Source organism: Parendozoicomonas sp. 209JJ7-1 (genome assembly GCF_058147085.1).
Genome location: NZ_JBYVJU010000006.1, coordinates 94,449 through 114,483, shown reverse-complemented (window position 1 = coordinate 114,483; position 20,035 = coordinate 94,449). Strand labels below are relative to the sequence as shown.

The window sequence follows — 20,035 nt, the reverse complement described above, 5'->3', positions numbered from 1 at the left end:
CTTCTCTATTATGGACTTTTTCCTCTCCTATCTGAACCGGAGTTAGGCAGCCTGCTACTTTTAGGCTTCCCTGATTGACAGGAAACCCTATGCCATCTGCCCGAACTGTTATCCGGATACTGCTGCTGATATGCCCATGGCTGCCAAAAGCCTGGTCCGAGGCCGTAGTCTTCGCAGACAGTACTCCTGTTGCCGGAGAACAGGCTCCGGTCGCCGCCTCAGCCAAAGAAGCAGCGTTGGGACCGACATGGTATATGGAAGGTGCCTCTGGCAGCTGGCTGATGTGGAAAAAGGGACAGGGAATTGGCTTCAAGCAGTATTACTTTCTTCCCCAGCTAATCCGGGTCTCCGCCCTGGCCCTGGCCACCGCCGCTATAAAGCGCATGCCGGAAGCCTTTGACTGCAATAACTTCCTGACAAGAACCGTCTCCAGCCTGCCCACCCTGGCTCTGCCGGCCTACTACCTGTATCAGGCCTGGAAGAACTTTTCAGAGTTCCAGGGCTTTCAGCAGCACAGGATAACCATCGCTGATAACCCAACCCTTGCGGAACGCTTCTTTCTGGAGTTCCATACTTCACAGACGCAGGAAGGCTATCAGGCTTTGGTTTTTACCATGCTTCCGGAAGTGCTGACCGGGTTGCCCCTTGATGGCCTTAAGGCAACAACACCCATTACCCGACTGGCCCGGCTGCTTATCGCCCTCAGCAGTGACCAACTTGAAATCATCTGGCCTTCGTTTTCCTCGCCTGCCATGTTGATACTTGGTCTGTCCAGCCAGAAATCCGTTCATATTGAAATCCCCCACTGGGGGCAGATGCTGAAAACCCAAAGCAAGTATCAGAAAGCTCCCGCGCTCCTGTCACTGCTTCAACCATCTGGCCTGCAGGCTGTTAATAATGTTCTTGCCTGCCTGATGGAAAGGTCGATGGCCGCCGGACAGTGCGAAACAGGCACGCTTCTCTCAGGTAAGGAATCGGTAAACAATACTTTTATGCGCTTCCAGCCGGATCAGGACACTGCCCCCCTTCTTCCCACAACTGGCCGGACACTTGGTGAAAGGTATATTGTCGGTCTGCCCCCCTGTAAGAACCCGTCCCTTTGCGCCATGACTCTGGCATGGCCTTTAGGAAATCCAAACAGCCTCAACGCATTTAATCTCCCTGCTAATAACACAGGACTGCTGCTCTACTCCCGTTCTAAAGACCAGCGCAGTATTCCTCAAACCCTGCCGACACCGGTGGCACCACTGATTTCTGTCCTTGAAGAGTGGCAGAGTGATCTCGCCTCTCTGGTGCCCTACGGTATCACCTGGCTGGTTGCCAACAGCCTGCTGAAAACAGGTATGTCCATTCTGGGGCTTCGCCCGGAGGTCGCCTCTCTTGCAGGCGGTGGAGCGCTTGGCTGGTTCGGTCTGCCCCGGATGGGTGGAGGTTTTGGCCTGGGCTGGAATGATGGAGATCACGATCACCCCGGATTCCCGGCAAACAAACCCTCATTTAATACCAGTACCCCCGCCGAAATGCTTATGATGGAGAACAAACTGGTAAAAGCCATAAATGCCCATATTCCCAGTGAACAGTTGTACGAAGCAACGGAACAGTCACAACCAACTCTTAACCATATCGGAAATAACTGCTTTTTTAATTCAACCCTTGCTTACTTCACCCACACTCTGCAGGAAAGCGACCTCAAAGATATAGAAAACGACCGCTTTCATATGTCCGCCAGTTTGAATGATAGTGACCAGAAAAACGCCCATGAAAGATTGAGAAAATCATTCACCACGCTTATACGCACTATGAAAAGGGCCGGTAACAACCCGCTAATCAACTCACAACTGAGCAAACAACAGATTGATTTCTATATCAACGCTCTGGAGTTCGGGCAAAAAGCACCAGAGGTTTACCTCTTTCAGAATATTCTCAACAGCTCGGGCATGAAGTACCTGGACCAGCAGGACCCTGATGAACTGATAGTCGGCCTGTCCTGCGCATTCGGGCTGACGGGCAACCCGCGAAGAGCCATTGTTGAAGGCTATGACTACAAATACCACATCAACAACAGACCTTATCAAAAAGAGAGATGGGATACCTACCCCAGCGACTGTCTGAGAATTTCCCTGCCTCCGGCCAATCTGGTAAGAAGCAGGAAGATCAAAAACTATGACAGCCTGCTCAATAAGTGGCACCTGACGAAAGAGAAGATCAGCGACAACAACAAGATATATCTGTCCCCGAAAGATGCCCGCGATATGGATGTAACAGACGTCCATGTAAGACAATATGGAGGAAACTTCACACCATACAGAACTCCCATGATTGGCCATAAAAACCCTGCCCAGCTTCGAGAAGTCAGCCTTCAGGCCAAAATCTTTGGCCATGCCGGTGACCAGGCCAAGCTTCGGAGAATATCACGACATCTGCTGACGGGGGGCGGTGTTATCAATCTCCCTGTGCATAACCTCAAAACTGGGGTGGTGAAGTCTGTGCGTATGAACCTGGATGCTGTGATTATGCACCATGGCTCCCATATTACGTCCGGCCATTATATAACCGCTGTACGCCAGGGCAGTAACTGGTATATTCATGATGATATGGCATCACATGTTGTCAAACTGGTACCGGCCCCCGGCAGGCAGATGTCCCCTCTGGAACTCCTGAATAATTATATGGAAGTAAATGAATTTGACCCTTATATCTTCCATTTCCAGAGATAATGGCTGAATCCACAGGCCCATACCGCTCGTATCCATTGACATAAGAAGCACAGATCGAGGGTATTCATGCGTTTTAACAAAATTCTTATCGTAGGAGCTATTGTCGGTGCCATTGCCATATTTTATGGGCTGGGCCTCTCCCAGTACCTGACCTTCGATTTTTTCAGCAACCTGAAGGAAACCAGCCCCCTGCTTACGGCCTCGGTCTTTTTTATCGCCTATGTCGCGGTAACGGCCCTGTCCCTGCCCATCGCCGCGATTATGACCCTGCTTGGAGGAGCACTGTTCGGACTGGTTGAGGGACTGATTATTATCTCGTTCGCCAGTACTATTGGCGCGACCCTGGCCATGCTGGCGTCCCGGACACTGCTTCGGGACTGGGTGCAGAACAAGTTTGGCAGTTACCTCAAAACAGTAAACGACGGCGTAGAAAAAGACGGTGCCTTCTACCTGTTCAGCCTGCGCCTGATTCCTGCTGTGCCATTTATGGTCATTAACCTGGTAATGGGCCTGACCAGAATACCGGTTCGCACCTATTACTGGGTCAGCCAGCTGGGCATGCTGGCGGGTACTGCCGTTTATGTTAATGCGGGCGCGGAACTTGGAAAGGTGGATCAGCTCTCCCTTAAAGGCATCGCCACCCCCGGTCTGATTCTCTCCTTCCTGTTACTGGCGGCTTTCCCATGGATTGCCCGGAGAATTATGGCCATGTTTCAGGCTCGCAAGGTTTATAAAGGTTTTGACAAGCCAAAGTCGTTTGATACCAACCTGGCGGTTATTGGTGCCGGTTCTGGCGGGCTTGTGAGCGCCTATATCGCGGCTGCGGTAAAAGCCAAAGTCACCCTGATTGAGAAACACAAAATGGGCGGTGACTGCCTGAACACCGGCTGCGTGCCCAGCAAAGCCCTGATCCGCTCTTCCCGTATAAACCATTACCTGCACAGGGCCGGTGAATTTGGTATTGATAATGTTCAAGGGGAGATTAACTTCCCTGCAGTTATGGAACGTGTGCAGTCTGTTATCAAACAGGTAGAACCCCACGACTCTGTTGAACGCTACACCGGCCTGGGTGTTGACTGTGTCCAGGGCACAGCGACCCTGCTCTCTCCCTGGGAAGTCAAAACCGGCGATACAGTTATCAAGGCCAAGAATATTATTATTGCCAGCGGTGGCCAGCCCTTTGTTCCACCTATTCCCGGTATAGAAGAGATCAATTACTACACCTCAGATACCATCTGGCACATACGGGAAAAGCCACAGCGTCTGCTGGTTCTGGGTGGTGGCCCCATTGGCTCAGAGCTGGCTCAAGCCTTCTGTCGTCTGGGCATTCAGGTCACTCAGGTAGATCGTTCTGCCCGGATTCTTCCCAGGGAAGATAAAGACGTTGCAGAAGTGGTTATGGAACAGTTCCGCAAAGATGGTATCGACCTGCGAATCAATCATCATGCGGTAGCGTTCCATAAAACAATCGAACGACAGTGGCTGGAGGCTGAACATAACGGCAGCACCGTTGAGATAGACTTCGATGTTGTTCTTCTCGCTTTGGGCCGTAAAGCTAATACATCATCACTGGGCATGGAACACCTGGATCTGGAAACCAACCCTAATGGCACAGTTACGGTGAATGAGTACCTGCAGACCAAATACCCCAACATCTACGCCTGCGGAGATGTTGCCGGTCCTTACCAGTTTACCCACGCAGCTGCCCACCAGGCCTGGTATGCTGCGGTGAACGCCTTGTTTGGCCGGTTCAAAAAGTTCAAGGTTGATTACTCAGTTATGCCCTGGGCAACCTTTATTGATCCAGAAGTTGCCCGGGTCGGGTTGAATGAACAGGAAGCCAGAGAGCAGGGTATTGAGTACGAAGTGACCCGCTTTGGTATTGATGAGCTTGATCGCGCCCTGGCTGACAGCGAAGCCAAAGGGTTTATCAAAGTATTAACCGTGCCCGGAAAGGATAAAATCCTTGGCTGCACTATTGTCGGTTACCATGCCGGCGAACTGATTACCGAATATATCACCGCCATGAAACATGGCCTTGGACTGAATAAAATTCTCGGCACCATTCATATTTACCCGACCCTTTCAGAGACCAATAAATATGTGGCGGGAGAATGGAAAAAAGCCCACGTTCCGGAAAAAGCCATGAAATGGCTGGCCAGATTTCATACCTGGCACAGAGGGTAACAGAGCAAAAAAGTCATCTTCCATTCAGGCAGTGCCCATAAAGACTTTCCAGTCTCTAAGACTGGAAAGTCTTTTTCTTTTTAAACGCTATTCCTGTCATTTTTAATCAGTTACTTGCCTATTCAGGTCATTTACCAACCATCGGCTGCCCACTATATTCAAACGACAATAATTAAAGGCGATGCCAGATGACGACAACCAGCCCCTATCCGCACCTGATGGAACCTTTGGATCTTGGCTTTACCATCCTGAAAAACCGGGTGATGATGGGTTCCATGCATGTTGGCCTGGAGGACCGTCCCTGGCACTTCAGTGAAATGGCGGAATACTTTGCCGAACGGGCCAGGGGTGGAGCTGGGCTTCTGGTGACCGGAGGTTTCTCACCAAACCGGGCCGGTGATTTACTGCCTTTTGGTTCCAAACTTATCGCCAACTGGCAGGTGCCTTTTCATAAAAAAGTGACCAGTGCCGTACATCAGGCGAACGGTAAAATCCTTCTGCAAATTCTTCACGCCGGTCGTTACGGATATACACCGTTCAATGTCGCCCCTTCAGCTGTGAAATCCCCTATCTCTATATTCAAACCCAAAGAGCTGAGCAATAAAGGTATCTGGAAAACCATAGACGACTATGTTCGCTGTGCCTGGCTGGCCCGGAAGGCGGGATACGATGGTGTTGAAATTATGGGTTCAGAGGGTTACTTCATCTGCCAAATGATCAACAAACGCACCAATCACCGTACCGATGAATGGGGTGGCTCCTACGAAAACCGTATCCGCTTTCCTCTGCAGGTAGTACGCAGAATTCGGGAAGCGGTTGGTAACGACTTTATTATTATGTTCCGCCTGTCCATGCTGGACCTGGTTGAAGGTGGATCAACCATTGAAGAGGTTATCACCCTGGCCAAAGCCCTTGAGGGTTGTGGCGTTACTTTACTGAACACAGGTATTGGCTGGCATGAAGCCCGTATTCCTACCATTGTCACCTCTGTACCCAGGGCAGCATTTGCTGAAGTCACCGCAAAGGTTAAGCAGGCCGTCAAGATTCCGGTTGTCGCTTCCAATCGCATCAATATGCCGGACACCGCCGAACAGCTGCTGTCCGACAATACTGCGGATATGGTATCCCTGGCACGGCCATTCCTGGCAGACCCGGAATGGGTGAATAAAGCAGCTACCGGCCGCAGTGACGAAATCAACACCTGCATAGCCTGTAACCAGGCCTGTCTCGACCACGGTTTTGAAGGCAAACGAGCCAGCTGCCTGGTTAATCCAAGAGCAGCCAACGAAACCAGGCTGCTTTATTTACCGGTAACAACACCCCGCAGAACCGCGGTTATCGGTGCCGGACCTGCGGGCCTTGCCTGTGCGACAGTTGCCGCCCAGCGAGGGCACAGGGTGACCCTTTTTGAAGCCAGGGACGAAATTGGCGGCCAGTTCAACTACGCCTGTATGATTCCCGGCAAAGAGGAGTTTCGGGAAACTATTCGCTACTACCTGAAGCAGCTGGAGCTGCAAAATATTGACCTCAGACTCAACACCCGAGTCACCCAGGAACAGCTTAAAACCGAAGGATTCGATGTTATCGTTGTTGCCAGCGGCGTACAGCCACGGGTACCGAATATCCCCGGCATTGGTCACGTAAAAGTGAAAACCTACCAGGATGTCCTCCAAAATCGACTGAATCTGGGCAAAAGGGTGGCCATCCTCGGTGCGGGGGGCATTGGCTATGATATGTGTGAATACCTCTCCCATCAGGGCGATTCCCTGACCCTGGATAAACATGCCTGGATGAAAGAATGGGGCATTGATATCACCAATGAACGCCGTGGTGGACTGGTTCCGCCGGAAATAGATCCTTCACCTCGCAAGATTTATATGCTTCAACGCAAAACCTCTGCATTCGGCAAGAGCCTGAACAAAACCACAGGGTGGGTACACCGGGCCGTTGTAAAAATGAAGAAGGTGGAAACCATCGGCGGTGTTTCTTACGACAGGATAGATGACCATGGACTGCATATTTCTATCAGCAACGGCAAGAATTTACCGGTTGAGCAGAGGGTCCTTGAGGTAGACGACATCATTCTGTGTACAGGGCAGGTCAGTAACAATGACTTATACAACCAGCTAAACATCAGTGGTAAAAAACCCTATAAACTGCATCTTGTCGGCGGTGCCGAACATGCCGGAGAGTTGGACGCCAAGCGGGCCATACGCCTGGCCAGTGAACTGGCAGCAACGCTTTAAACCCCGTAGTAAGCCTGTTGAAATTTTATAAGAAAACTCAGCAGGCTCTATTGCGCTGTACGTGCTTCTTTTATCAGCCTATCAACCTCATCCCTGAACCGGAGTAATGCCTGGCTATGCTCCGGTCTTGTATGCGCCCAGTGCTCGGCCAGAACTGTGCAGGCATTCATCATTCCCAGATCCACAGCCTTTTTCAATAGGAATACCCCCTTTTCTTCTGCCATAGAAATAGTCGATTCAGGACGTCGTGACGCATCAAGATAATGCTTGCCGTAAAAAAGCATGTCATGGGTATGCATGTAGCCAGTATTAGTCATCAGTAACAGTTGGACCGGCAGCAAACTGTTATGCCCTGTATTTTCAGGCAGACCAAATCCTTTCAGAACGATTTTTTCCATATCCAGCAGCATCTGCTCATAGGTTTTTACCGATATGCTGCCATTGGCCATAAGCTTCATATCTATTTTTTCTGATGGTTTTTTCGATACTTTCTGCAATTTTTCTCGAACTGGGTCCGCGTTGCTGCCTGGCCATGTATAAAGTGCTTCAACATCCCTTTTACGGTTACTGTCAAACATATCGCTATCATTCCAGAGCCTGAGCAGGTCAACATATTCCCAGTCTCTCTTCCATTTACGGCTCCTCGTTCCCTCTATATATAGGTCCGCATAGCGGGTATGTACAACGGCAGCTTCGGGCTTCTTGCTCCAATCATCCAAAAAAATGTGGGAAAGTATCAAACGACCTAATTCTGTATCCTTAAGGGATTCAATATCTGCCTGCAGTATATTCGCAAGATGTTCGGGAATATCAGCGAGCTCTGCCTTTAACAAGGGGTTATCCCTGTCTTCAAGCTCCCCGCAGAATTTTGTCCTTGCTGTTTTTCTTTCATGGGCGGCCACACTGTGTAACCTGACCAGATAAGGCAAATGCCTGAGATCCGGATAAGAAAGCAAGTGATGGCTAAGCCGCCTTCTGGCAACAACAGAATCTTCCGCGGCCTGGGACAAAGGAATCAGAACCTTCTCCAGCCACTCCTGTGAAACCAGCCCGGTTCCCGGATCAATGCTTTCAGACAGTCTGTCCTCATGGGCAATAGAAAGGTTCTGCCCGACGATGTTGTAACCAAGATCATAAGCCGCTTGATAAAGGGACAGCACTTTGTTTTGGAACTTCGGAGTCAAAAACTCCAGGGATTGTCCGGAAAGAAATTTACCGTTTCCTGTAATCCACAAACCAAAATGAGCAAACAAATGCCCCAGCGCCAGCTTTGCTTCTTTTTTTGCGCGGGTATAGGCAGAGGTTGTGCTCAGTTCATTAAAACAGTGCAACCACTCCCGACGTTGTTTATGTCTTTCCTCAAATATCAGGATAAGCTCACTGAAGTCATCATCGGGCTGGGCAAGGTTATGCTGTTGTAACCAGTCCGACAGTGCTTTCAACAACTGCTTGTTTAGAATCTCAGTTCCAAAAACCTTATCGATACTCTCAAGCTCTTTCATCGACAAAGCGGCCAGATTCTGGCGTTCCATATAGGGTCTGACCAAATCCACCAACTCCGGCCTTTTTCCCCTTTTTAAAATACCGATAAGCTTTTTTATTATTCGCAATCGGGTCTCAGGTTCTGTTTGTGGACTCTCCAGCTGGAATAAATAACGATGAACGGCAATATCCGCCATTTCATCTACATCATGAAACCATTTATGCCATAAGTCAGGGGCATCAGCACTGTCCTGCTCCATAGCTCGCCACAGCAGTATCTTTAACCATCGGTGAATATCCTGTTCACTGATAATCTTTTTCTGGATAAGCTTTTCCCTGTTTTTATAAAGCAACCGGGAGAAGGCAACAGCGCTCTTAAAATGATTAAGTGCTCCGGTATCAGCGGCTTCCTGTATAAGTGCTTCCGTTATTTTTCCCGGCGAAATAACCATTCTTTGCTGAAGAACGTTCAGCCAGTATTTGATCAGGGCAACAAAAATCTCATCCTGTTTGCTGGCCAGCAGCAATTCAACCAACTGGCCTTCATCATTTCTACTTAATTCTGCTTTTCTTTTTAATTCATCCTTACTTTTCCACAGAACATTCCATGGGCCAGAAATATGCCCGATATCCCGGTATGTTTTTAACAACAACTCATCATGCATAACATCGGAGATATTCTCCTGGGGAGGAATAACATCTGGATCAAGTTGCCGAATCACTGATGCCAGCAACTGATCGTGTATTTTATCTTCACTTTTCAGCTGAGTGCGCAATTTATCCAGTTCCTGGGCTTTGCTTCTGTCTGACCCAGTGTCACCCAGAATACAGAGCAGACTCGTCAGGATAGAACGCCCTTCCACCACTGGAATCCCATGGGGATGGACTGTATAAATATGTTCTTCTCCCTGTTCTGGCCGATACCTTAACTCCAGCAGAAACCCATCAGGCTCCTTTATCACCTTTATTCCTTCCCGAACAAGGGCGAGATAACCGGCTGTATCAGACAAGGCAATATTGTCAACCATCATATCCCAGAGCCAGTTCATAGCCTGAACCTGGCCACGTCTCAGGGCCTGCCGTACCCTCTGTACAACCAAACCGGCCCGTTCAGGTGAAAGTTTTCCGGGCTCATCCCTGGAAAAATCATGTTCAGCTTCTGCAATCATTGCCAGAGCCAGATCTGCCTGACCATTACCAAGCTGCGATGACAACTCCAGTTGCTTTAACACCTGATTACGGCGATCAGCGGTCGTTGGCCATTGAATCTGCAAAATACCCATATGGTCAGATGTGCTCTGAATTGTCTGGCTCACTTCCTTTATGGCCTGCGTAAACAGTTTTTCTGCGAGTTCAAGTTTTTTGGAATGAAGCCATTTCTCTATATTTCTGGTGGGTATATCCTGCTCAAGAACCGGGTTGTCGTCTTGTTCTCCATTCCTTCTGTCATCCGGTTCAGAATTATTTATTTGAAGCTCTTCCAGTCTCTCAACCAGGCTCTCAGTGGTATCGCTGTCAGAGTCCCTGTCCCCGTCTCCCCAGTCATCAGCCAGCTTCCGAAGCAGTGCAGCTTTCTCTTCAGCAAACGGAATGGGTTCATCTTCATCAAGGCTGTCCAGGTAAAGACTGGCAAGTCTTTTCAAAGATTCCGCATCACGATACAGCATGCCACTCCGTGCCATAAGCTCCACGGGAAGAACTGCAGCCGCAGCGTTGTTCATAGACATATCTTTCAGATGGAAGGACTCTATAGCTCTCGCTTCGACTCGTTTTAGCGCCCCAGAATTCATCTTCTCCATTGCATACAACAGGGATAATTCCACGTCATTGCTGTGGACACTCAGTGGATAGCGTGACGTATTTTCCAACTTTATGTTGTTAATGACCGTTCTTTCAGATGGAGTTTCTGGCAATCTTTGAATTACGAAGTGAATGCTCTCCTTTAAGCTCTGGTACCCTTTAGACTGGTTATGCATAAGTACTGTGAGCAGGGCTCTCAATCCACTGTCTTCGCAGTGTTCATCCTTCTCCTGGAATTTATTCATTCTTCTGGATAAATCGACCACTTCCTCTTTATTAAGCTGGTTGTGTGTGGCCAGAATATCTGCGGCGATACTCCATAACTGCTGCTTTGAGTCTCTGGGATTCCAGGGTACTTCATAGCCCCCCGCCAACACTCTTAAGAACGATAGAGGCTGACTTTTGAAAGAAGCGTAAACCTGACTGTCAAAGTAAAATGCGGGAGGCTTAAGCCGCTCTCCCCACGACAAAAACAGCCTGATAAGGAAAGGTATATACAACCCGGAATGAACATGATGGCTGCCATATACGGGCAAAATTCTGGCCAGTAGCTCGGCGGCCATGTAGCTGTTATCTGCCAGCCGCATTAATGGCAGAATAACCTGTTGAGTCAGCTCCGGACCGGGTTTTGAAAGCGAATTCTCTGCTTCAGTCAGCTTTTTTGCGGCGACCAGGGAAATCTGCAATAACTTACAGTCAATCATTCCCGCCTCTGAGCACTGGGCCAGTAAAGCCTCCCCCTGGGCAAGGTTGTCCGCCGGAATCTGCTGGTGAAACAGTGCTCCGGAGGGAGAATTTTCTGTTACGCCAAAACAGGTGAGCGCCAGCTGGTATTGCAGTTCGGCGATAGCCGCAATGTCATTTTCTCCCTCTTCCGATTCAAGAGCTGCGAGTTTCATTTTCAGCGCGCTTTGTACACTGGCAGTATCTTCCTCCAGAGGATTTTCCTCTGTATCTAAACCGGAATCTGCAAATACCCAGTCATTCACTGGTATATATTCGGTCTTACGGATAGCTCCCCTTATGTTTTTAACCGCAATACGCATGGCCTCCGCGCGCTGGACGGGATTCAGCTTCTGCTTTTTCATTTTGAGGCCAAATCGGTCAGATGGCACAGGAAGATGCGCGGTCGATTCATTTAACGGCATCCACTGACGTTTAAAATTCTCAACAATACGCACACGCTCGCTGAAGAAAGGAAAGGCATCGGGATAAACTTTAAATGCACTAACAATTCTCCACATATATTCCGGAGAAAGAAACAGGGCTGAAGCGCTTGCCATAAGGCTTGTTTCCACTCCCGCCTTACCTGGAAATACCTCCCTGCCAAGCTCCCACAAGTCCAGCAATCCCTGATTAAAGAGCAGCATCGAATCGGCGCTTCCCACCCCCGCCATTTCTCTTGTTATCACGGCGTCCTGGGTACCCATTCGACTCAGGTGTATGATCGCCTTATAAATATCTGTTACTTCCTTACTGTTGACTGTCTCTTCCTGTTTATTTGTGTTTCTGCCCATTTTCTGCAAAGCAATTTCCAGAAGAGTTCTTCTCATCAGCATCTTTGCCGATAACGCAAGCTGCTGGTTCAGCTCTCTCCTGGAAGCCATTTCTCCATCAAGTGGATATTCATATGCCTCAATCGTGGGATCTTTTTTTACAACATCGTGCTCCATAGCCAGTACAGCGGCCACCAGAGATTTACCAGACCAGTGTTTTTTATCTGTCAGCCACTCCCTGAGTAGCTCCCACTCTTTCTGGTCCCCCTGTATTTCAACGGGTGTTATTGGATCACGACTGAAGCGATAGTTCTGGTATTTCCCGCCCCCTTTTTCATGAAACACCATCCGTAACAGCAAAAGAGAAAACTGGCTCCGGTTACGCCTTGCCAGAATTGTGTCTCTCAACATAATTCGAGCCTGGGGATGTGAGGCTGATATTTGCAGCAGCGGGGATACAACAAGGGATATCCATGGCCAGCCCTGCTTATCCGGCGCGGGAGGAGAATCCCAAAAAGACGCAGCTATAACAGCCGACAGAAACAGAGCTTCCACATCCCCCTTCAAGGCTTTAGTAAGAAGCAGAAACCAGACTGACTTTCGCTGTTCTATCGAAGCTGCCAGATTTAACTTATTTCCCGACAATAAAGGCTTAATAATCTGATGGAGGTCCAGTGCGGCAAGATCCTGGGTATTCTGTTCCAGATGAGGAAAATTGGCTTTCCATAAATCCCACACGGAGTCAGCTTCCAGCGTAATTTCTCCATGGATAAGTCTGGACATAAACGTCAACTCATCCTTGCCAAGCCTGCAGGTCTCAAGGCCCGGGACAACTTCAGGTAACACATTGTCAGAACGGGCTTTCCAGTCTGCGGGGACCGACATGGCTATCATCAGGTTTTCTGCCTGAATAGCCTCTTTGATAACATACATATTTAAACTCTGGGTCTGCAATTGCTTTAACAAATGCAGTGACCGCCTGAAGTTCTCCTTACTTTCGGAGGCTCTGTTCAACAGCATGGCTATTGAAGGAAAAGCATTTTCGCTGGCCGGGAAAACCAGATGGCTGCCAATGAGGGCTTCAACAGATTTCAGTCTGATTAACGGGGTAAGAACGGCCAGTATACGAGGATCATGTTCCCCCCCCATATTATGGGATAAATAACGCCATAACCTGAGAAGAGCCTGTTCATTTCCCTGTAATACACTTGTTTCCACTATTTCTGAGATTAACATCCGCTCATCGCAGGTGCGCAGGGTTAGAGAGCGAGTCCGTACCTGATCCATGCAGGCATCCACTAAATCCATTGGAACAGGAAGGTTCCGTGATAACCGTTCATTGAGAAGAGTAATCATCCATGAAAGAGGCTCCGGTGAAAGGCTGGCCTGGGTCGTTACAACTTTCGCCCAGTCTTGGCTTTTCTGTTCCTGGCTGTCAAAACCTCCCATATTTTCCGGGGTTCTGACGGCTGTCCAGGTTTTAACAGTCTGGATATTGGAATCACTTAACATGGCCCGGGCAACAGTGCCCGCACTCAGGAAATACCTGGTCATGTCTCCGGACATTTTGAACCCTTGTTGCACTGCCGCAAGATTCACCAGCAATACATATTCCCGGGCCAGTCGTACAATGTACGCATGACTGCCATCACTCTGTTTTACAGTGTTTTTCAGGGTTTCAATAATTACCTGATCGGGCTGCCCGGTATCCGTTTTTATCCCGACTTTTTGACCGGCCTGGTTCAATATCTTCTGTAACTTTTCCCTGCTGTTATTCTCCTCCAGCACAGTTATAACTTGATCAAGATATGGATCCTGTTTGTAACTGCAGACTTTTTTTCCCCCGTAAACAACACACATTTCAGGAAAAGGACGTTCATTCTCTTTCATTCTCCGGAAAATGCGCTGTAAGCCTTCGGGGTCAAACAGACCCGGAGAATAGGTATAAATCTCTGCCAGCATTCGGACTGCATCCCTGTAGCCTGCAATCGCCGCCAGACGTAAAGGACGGAGTACCCTGTTTATTCTCAGTGGCGACAGCGAGTAATTCACATGCCGGTCAGTGATCGTTGAAATCTCCAGCAATGCAGCCAGTAGCCAGCCCTCCGGACGGCCATAAGTAGCCGCAACTTCCAAACGCTGTATCAATATAGTTTGTTCATGACTCTTGCCAGGAACGGAAAAAGTCAGAAGAGGAGGCTTATTCTCCCTGTGCTCCTGTGTACCTTTCATGGTGACCATGGCTTTCCACAGACTTGTGTCACCCAGTACTGCCGTACTGCTCCCTGGCATTATCGGAAACTGCCCCAGGGGTGGTACTCTTTCATTAAGCTGTGTAAGCCCTTCTATACCCAGGGTTTCCTTCTCAAGAGGCTGGCTTATTTTCAGTTGTTCGAGTGACTGATTAATTTCATCGGTGAGATCAGCAGTCTGGAATGCAGTTTCCTGCTCTGGATGCGCTTCATGGGAAGGCTCTGTATACAAAGAAGCAGCCGCAAACTGAGAATCTCCGGTCTGCTCTAACAGGCCACGCTGATCATAACCCAGGTTCAATATTGGCGTGCTACCCACAGCAGGCTCCCATGCCAGAGTTACAGAACCATCAGGATTTATCATTCGCACGCCAACACCCTTCATCTGCAGGGCTAGAAGAGAACGTACGGGGGCCCATGGTTTCCTTTGTTCTGGAAGATTCACTTGCTGCTCAAATATCTGACGCATTGTTTCCAGCAATGTCTGGCTTTTGTCAGAGAATTTCATTGCCTGCTGTAAAACACCTGTCCGATAGAAAGATGCCTTAATGTCTGAAGAATTCTCTTCGTTCGTCCAGGATTTGAATAAAGCGTTATAGCTTACTTGTATTTTTTCCTGCTTCTCCTCCCATATTTTTCTACTTTCAATATCAGCTTTCGATGTTAATTGAGTATGCTGCGTACGCATGGTTGAACCGGTTAAGGTATTTAAAATATCAAAGCGCACCCAGTTCACATTCAGACGAACAACGGGATTTTTTATTAATGTCTCCAGTTCATTGATAAAGCGATTTATCGCTTCAATGGTCTTCGGTTCAATAACTTTCTTCCAGTAAACCTTATCTTGAATATCAAAAAGGTCTGCCAGGTAAAACACAAAATGGGCAAGAGCGTGATCATCTTTTTCCAGTTTGTGAATATCGCGGACACAATTCATCCATTGCCGGATAACATTATCCCAGAACTCTCCCGGACTTTCCCCGGCGGCTTTTGCTCCCTCTTGCTGTGGAGACTCTTGCTGTGGGGGCTCTGCCTGTACGACTCCCGTCTTCAACTCTTCGCCCTTGTTTACCTTTCTGCTATTGCCTTTTTTTCTTCGGCCTTTAGTTTTAGAAGTAAGTGGGTTGAAAGAGGGTTCCGGGGAGGAGCCTATGACAGCAGCAACTTCCTCTTTAACCTGCTCCTCTTTAACCTGCTCCTCTTCAACAATATCTTTTTTGACAATATCTCCTTTAACAGGCTCTGTTAATGTTTCCGTCATCTGCCCTGAAGAATCTTTTATTATTTCAGACCTGGCTGGGTCCGGCTCTGTTACAGGCTCAGATGGCGTAACAGCTTCTTTCGTATCCGCTCTTGTATACGTTGCCACAGGAGGGCTGGTGATTTTTTTTACTCTCGTACCAGGAGGCTCGGGACTCACCTTCAGGGCAGAGGTTTTATGTGAAGTCAGGGCAGTATTTTTTGATTTTTCCTGATTTTGGGAAAAAGATCTGACCTGGCGCTGCTGCCTTTTATACACTCTTTTTGATAACGGTTTGTCGGGCTGGTGAGCAGCCTTGACTAACGGGGGAACTTGAGCAGTTTTCAAGCCTGTGGTGGCTTCTTTACTCGCTTCCTCAATACTTCTCAGTGCGGCTTCTCTTAACTTCTTCTGATCTTCTTTATATTCTCTTTCTTTTTCCCTCACCCTGTCTCTTTCAATAAATATCTTCTCTTTTTCCGCCCGGTCCCGTTCAGCCTGCTTTATTTCCTTTCGTCTCTGCTTTCCTCCTTTTTGTCCTGACTGCTGTTGAGGGTTACTGAGCACTTGCGAGCTTTCCTGCGATGTTAACACCATAATTGTTAAAGCAGGCTTGCCTGCGGGTGTTGGAGCGGGCTTGCCTTCAGGCAAAGGGGCAGAAACTGAAGTTGGCTCAGCAGCAGGATGCGAGACAGTAACTGGAGTAGAAGCTGGAACCGGAACAGTCTGTTCCTTTTGTACAGATTCAGTATTGGGATTTGGCAAATGACTGACAGCGGCCTTTTGCTCTGCTGTTTCTGGTACTGGTGTGAGTTGTGGTGTGTGTGCTGCTATCTGGTCGTCCAGTAACTGAAAAAGATCACGCCTGTCGGACTCTTCAAGATTCATATCTCCCATTTCCAGATAGAACTGCTTTATCTGCATCAATTGATTCAGGGTTTGAGGAGTGTTAAACAGGGTATCTTCAAGTTCATGATATGCAGGGCTGCGCTTTCGGCTGGAAGAAGAAACCATAGCGTCATAGTGAGGTTCTTTCCCTCTTTCTCTGTAAATCAGGTATATCCAGTCGGCTCTCTTTTGACGCGAATGAAACTCCTGCAGGGAGTAATAATGGATATTAACCTGTTCCCCATTATCAATGACTTTCATGGGCAGGAATGTTGTTCCCGTACCAAGGGGATAATAAATAATCAGTGGCGCTGTACTCCCTGCAATAAGCAGCTGATCCACATCATCAAGATCCTTTACCCTGATACTTCCATCAACAATACCCCTGTATTTCTTGAGTCTGTCCTCCAGTGTCTTTCCATCACTGGACTTGCTGTTTTTTTCTACATGATTCTCATAATTTTTTAATTTTGCACTTTTGCCGGGCTTATCCAGCTCTCCCTGCCAGTAAGGAATAACCACTTTTGCCAAGAGCCTTTTCCCGGCAACATGATAGTCAGCGACAGGATGCTGAAGAGATACTGCATCGGCTATACACAATCCTCTGCCTGGCACGACTTCTATTCTGCGATGAAAATGTTCAGCAACTTTCTCTTCCCCCAGCAAACCGAGCATTACAAAAGGGTTGGAGGCAACATCTCCACCTTTTTCTTTTTGGGAAGGAGTATTCACCCCTTCTCTCCTTTCAATAGATTCAAGAAGAGGAGGAGGAGACGCAGAAGGAAGGTTCTTAACATCAGTTTTTGAAGCTGAAAACCCATTAACAGGAAAAAACAATAAGGCCAGAGCTAAAGCACTAACCCTGAACAGACACCACAATTTACAAATACAGAAAAGATCACAGACACAAAAAAGTACTATGGTACCCAACCTGAATGGCCGCACTGCTTATTCTCATTTTCTAAAATCCTGAGGGCATCAAGTATAGGCAGCATTTTCAGGTTCATGGATTGGGATCAAAAGATTTTTCGTCATTGGCCTGAAATATGCTATTGCTTGGCAGAACGTCCACACAACACGGAAGAAAAATGAAATTCTACACACGCAAAATGATCAAGCACGAAGACCTGAACCACGCCAGTCGGTTGTTTGGCGGGACAGTCTTGAGCTGGATTGATGAAGAAGCCTGGGGGATGTTGTAGAGATAGGCATCAACTTGGTGCACATTGGTACAACATTGATCATTCTGGAATGCCAGGTCAGAAACAAGATGACCCATGAAGTGATTACCCATGTTGACCGTGTGGTTATGGTATCTGTAGACAGCGATGGCAATAAGGTATCTCACGGGGTACATCAGGAACCTGAATATAAAGAAGCGGTGTAGTCTTTTTGTCTCCACTTTCCATTAACGAAGCTGATGAATACTGGGCTTCCGTAAGGAAGGGCCTGCATCGTGGCAAATTCGAAAAACTCCATTGTGCTTTCTTAGAAGCACTATCGAAATCCTCAAAAGTGTTGAGTCCAATTCGATTTTCTGGATCCTAACCCCATAGAAGCAACATAGGATTACATACACGAACATGACATGATATATAGTGCAACCACCGACACTACAATACAAAATATACGGTACTTACTATGCACATGCCCACCATTGGGAAAAGTCTTTCTTTTGCAGTCCTGACCGCAATACTGTTGCCCGGGTGCGCTACAGAGACTCACCAGACAGTTATCCCTCAAAAGGTGACAACTCATAACACCCCATATGCGGGAATAAAAACAACACTTGCTGTAGGACAGTTTGATAATCGTTCAAATTACATGCAAGGAATGTTCTCGTCGGGCAGCGACCGCTTAGGCAATCAGGCCAAAACCATTTTAAAAACCCACCTGCAACAAACAAATCGTTTTAAAGTTGTTGATCGCACGAATATGAGCAATATCAGTAATGAAGCCTCTCTTCGCGGTCAAAAACAACAGTTAAGTGGTGCTCGCTATATCATCACTGGTGATGTGACTGAGTTCGGCCGTAAGGTCACCGGAGACAAGCAACTATTCGGCATTTTAGGCGCAGGCAAAAAACAGACAGCATACGCCCAAGTCTCACTCAATATTGTCGATGTTCTCACATCCGAAATCGTATACGCCACCCAGGGAGCTGGTGAATACGCACTCAGCAATCGTCAGGTTGTTGGTTTTGGTGGCAGTGCAGGCTATGACGCCACACTGAACGGTAAAGTGCTAAATTTTGCTATAAAAGAAGCAGTAAATAACATGACCGCTGACCTTGATAACGGTATGTGGACGGTAGAAAAATAATATTAAGAAGTAAATTATGTACAAGCTAATAAATCTAAGCGTCGTATTATCGGCATCGTTACTGCTCACAGCATGTGTGAACAAAAACAACAATCTTTATTACTGGGGAGACTACCAGGAGCAGATACGTACTATGTACACAGAGCCTGGTGAAACATCTGCAGATGAGCAAATCAACAAACTACTTGTGGATATCCAGCAAGCTGAGAATACCGGAAAGTCTGTTCCACCAGGTCTTCACATCCACCTTGCCATGCTGTATTCCTCTGCAGGAAAAATTCAGCAGGCCAATCAGGCTCTAATGACAGAGAAAAAACTGTTCCCCGAATCAAAAGCTCTTGTAGACACCCTGCTCCGTAATCAGAAAAAAGGAGCACAACTGTAATGAGCTTTATTCGTCGAATAATACTTATTCTGCCCGTACTGACTATTTTTTTGACAGGGTGTGTAACTCAAAAACCGTATGATTACACCGCCCTTAAGAATAACAAGCCTCGCTCTATACTTGTCATCCCCCCAATGAATGACAGTGTTGAGGTAAATGCTCCATATATATACCTGTCTACAATCACCAAACCACTGGCTGAGAAAGGATATTATGTTTTCCCTGTTGCGGTTATTGACCAGTTTTTGAAAGAGAACGGGCTTCCGACCCCTGCAGAGATGAACTCTATCCCTTTGGATAAAATACGTGAACACATAGGGGCAGATGCTGTCCTCTATGTTCAGATAGAGGAGTGGGGGCAAAAATACAATATTGTATCTTCGGTCACCATTGTAAAGGCTCACTTAAAACTTGTTGATACGAAAACAGGTCAGCAATTATGGGATGGACTTGCCTATGCCGAACATTCCCCTCAGAATAACTCCGGTGGTGGCTTAGCAGGTATGCTGATTGCCGCAGCAGTTCAGCAAATGATAGGTTCCACTTTTGATATGACCCCCGAGGTTTCTAATATGGCAAACACCATCGCCATAGGAAATCAGCACTCGGGTCTTCTCAATGGCCCCTACCGACAAGCCGTTAAAGGGCAACAGTAAAAACTGAAGGGCAGCCTTAAGACTGCCCTTACTTCTACTTCAACAGACTCTCACCTGTCGGCTGGGGTTCTTCAATCTCTTTCTCCAGTTCCGCAACCCTCTTTTCCAAAGCTTCCACCATCTCCCGGGTGCGCTGCAGTACTGCAACCTGAGTTTCAAATTCTTCCCGGGTTAACAGCTCCATTTTGCTGAAAGCACTGGACAGAACAGCCTTGATATTCTTTTCCAGATCCTCTTTCAGAGGCTGGACAGGGCCACTGCCGACCAGATCCTGCAATTTACCGGTTACGGTGCCAATAAAGTCGGCCTTATCAATCATGCTGCCCCCACCTGGAGTGAATGTATTCCCCGGCAGAATACCGGC

9 protein-coding genes are annotated in these 20,035 nt (G+C 47.8%); 7 read left to right on the top strand and 2 right to left on the bottom strand.

Annotated features, from left to right (window positions below):
* Window positions 1–89 precede the first annotated feature (89 nt).
* From ACY2RQ_RS07790 to ACY2RQ_RS07780, 3 genes are all read left to right on the top strand, one after another.
* The gene (locus tag ACY2RQ_RS07790) at window positions 90–2,717 is read left to right on the top strand and encodes a ubiquitin carboxyl-terminal hydrolase family protein (protein WP_490112397.1); all 2,628 of its coding nucleotides are present in this window, start codon (window positions 90–92) and stop codon (window positions 2,715–2,717) included.
* Window positions 2,718–2,783: 66 nt separating this feature from the next.
* Window positions 2,784–4,904 (top strand): dihydrolipoyl dehydrogenase family protein, encoded by a 2,121-nt coding sequence (locus tag ACY2RQ_RS07785; protein WP_490112396.1) that lies wholly within the window; start codon window positions 2,784–2,786, stop codon window positions 4,902–4,904.
* A gap of 188 nt (window positions 4,905–5,092) precedes the next feature.
* Window positions 5,093–7,150, top strand: coding sequence for an FAD-dependent oxidoreductase (locus tag ACY2RQ_RS07780; protein ID WP_490112395.1), 2,058 nt, complete (start codon window positions 5,093–5,095; stop codon window positions 7,148–7,150).
* 47 nt (window positions 7,151–7,197) lie between these two features.
* Here the strand turns inward: ACY2RQ_RS07780 and ACY2RQ_RS07775 are convergent, their stop codons facing one another.
* Window positions 7,198–17,040 carry a hypothetical protein gene (locus tag ACY2RQ_RS07775; protein ID WP_490112394.1) on the bottom strand — a complete coding sequence of 3,281 codons (9,843 nt, stop codon included), beginning with the start codon at window positions 17,038–17,040 and terminating at the stop codon, window positions 7,198–7,200.
* Between the two features lie 487 nt (window positions 17,041–17,527).
* On the opposite strand from ACY2RQ_RS07775, the gene ACY2RQ_RS07770 reads away from it, so the two are divergent.
* From ACY2RQ_RS07770 to ACY2RQ_RS07755, 4 genes are all read left to right on the top strand, one after another.
* Window positions 17,528–17,695: a hypothetical protein gene (locus ACY2RQ_RS07770; protein ID WP_490112393.1), complete on the top strand. Its 168-nt coding sequence runs from the start codon at window positions 17,528–17,530 to the stop codon at window positions 17,693–17,695.
* A gap of 254 nt (window positions 17,696–17,949) precedes the next feature.
* Window positions 17,950–18,630, top strand: a complete 681-nt coding sequence (locus ACY2RQ_RS07765; RefSeq protein ID WP_490112392.1) for a CsgG/HfaB family protein — start codon at window positions 17,950–17,952, stop codon at window positions 18,628–18,630.
* A 16-nt stretch (window positions 18,631–18,646) separates the two neighbouring features.
* On the top strand, window positions 18,647–19,015 hold the full coding sequence (locus ACY2RQ_RS07760) for a DUF4810 domain-containing protein (RefSeq protein WP_490112391.1): 369 nt from the start codon (window positions 18,647–18,649) through the stop codon (window positions 19,013–19,015).
* Window positions 19,015–19,671 carry a DUF799 domain-containing protein gene (locus tag ACY2RQ_RS07755; RefSeq protein WP_490112390.1) on the top strand — a complete coding sequence of 219 codons (657 nt, stop codon included), beginning with the start codon at window positions 19,015–19,017 and terminating at the stop codon, window positions 19,669–19,671. Before ACY2RQ_RS07760 ends, ACY2RQ_RS07755 begins: the two co-directional genes overlap by 1 nt.
* Before the next feature lie 34 nt (window positions 19,672–19,705).
* On the opposite strand, the gene ACY2RQ_RS07750 is transcribed toward ACY2RQ_RS07755, so the two are convergent.
* On the bottom strand, window positions 19,706–19,990 hold the full coding sequence (locus tag ACY2RQ_RS07750; RefSeq protein WP_490112389.1) for an accessory factor UbiK family protein: 285 nt from the start codon (window positions 19,988–19,990) through the stop codon (window positions 19,706–19,708).
* Between the last annotated feature and the right edge of the window lie 45 nt (window positions 19,991–20,035).

What these genes read in the sequence shown, in the direction of transcription:
- ACY2RQ_RS07790 (WP_490112397.1), top strand. Translation starts at nt 90, where the DNA reads ATGCCATCTGCCCGAACTGTTATCCGGATACTGCTGCTGATATGCCCA.
- ACY2RQ_RS07785 (WP_490112396.1), top strand. Translation starts at nt 2,784, where the DNA reads ATGCGTTTTAACAAAATTCTTATCGTAGGAGCTATTGTCGGTGCCATT.
- ACY2RQ_RS07780 (WP_490112395.1), top strand. Translation starts at nt 5,093, where the DNA reads ATGACGACAACCAGCCCCTATCCGCACCTGATGGAACCTTTGGATCTT.
- ACY2RQ_RS07765 (WP_490112392.1), top strand. Translation starts at nt 17,950, where the DNA reads ATGCACATGCCCACCATTGGGAAAAGTCTTTCTTTTGCAGTCCTGACC.
- ACY2RQ_RS07760 (WP_490112391.1), top strand. Translation starts at nt 18,647, where the DNA reads ATGTACAAGCTAATAAATCTAAGCGTCGTATTATCGGCATCGTTACTG.
- ACY2RQ_RS07755 (WP_490112390.1), top strand. Translation starts at nt 19,015, where the DNA reads ATGAGCTTTATTCGTCGAATAATACTTATTCTGCCCGTACTGACTATT.
- ACY2RQ_RS07750 (WP_490112389.1), bottom strand. Translation starts at nt 19,990, where the DNA reads ATGATTGATAAGGCCGACTTTATTGGCACCGTAACCGGTAAATTGCAG.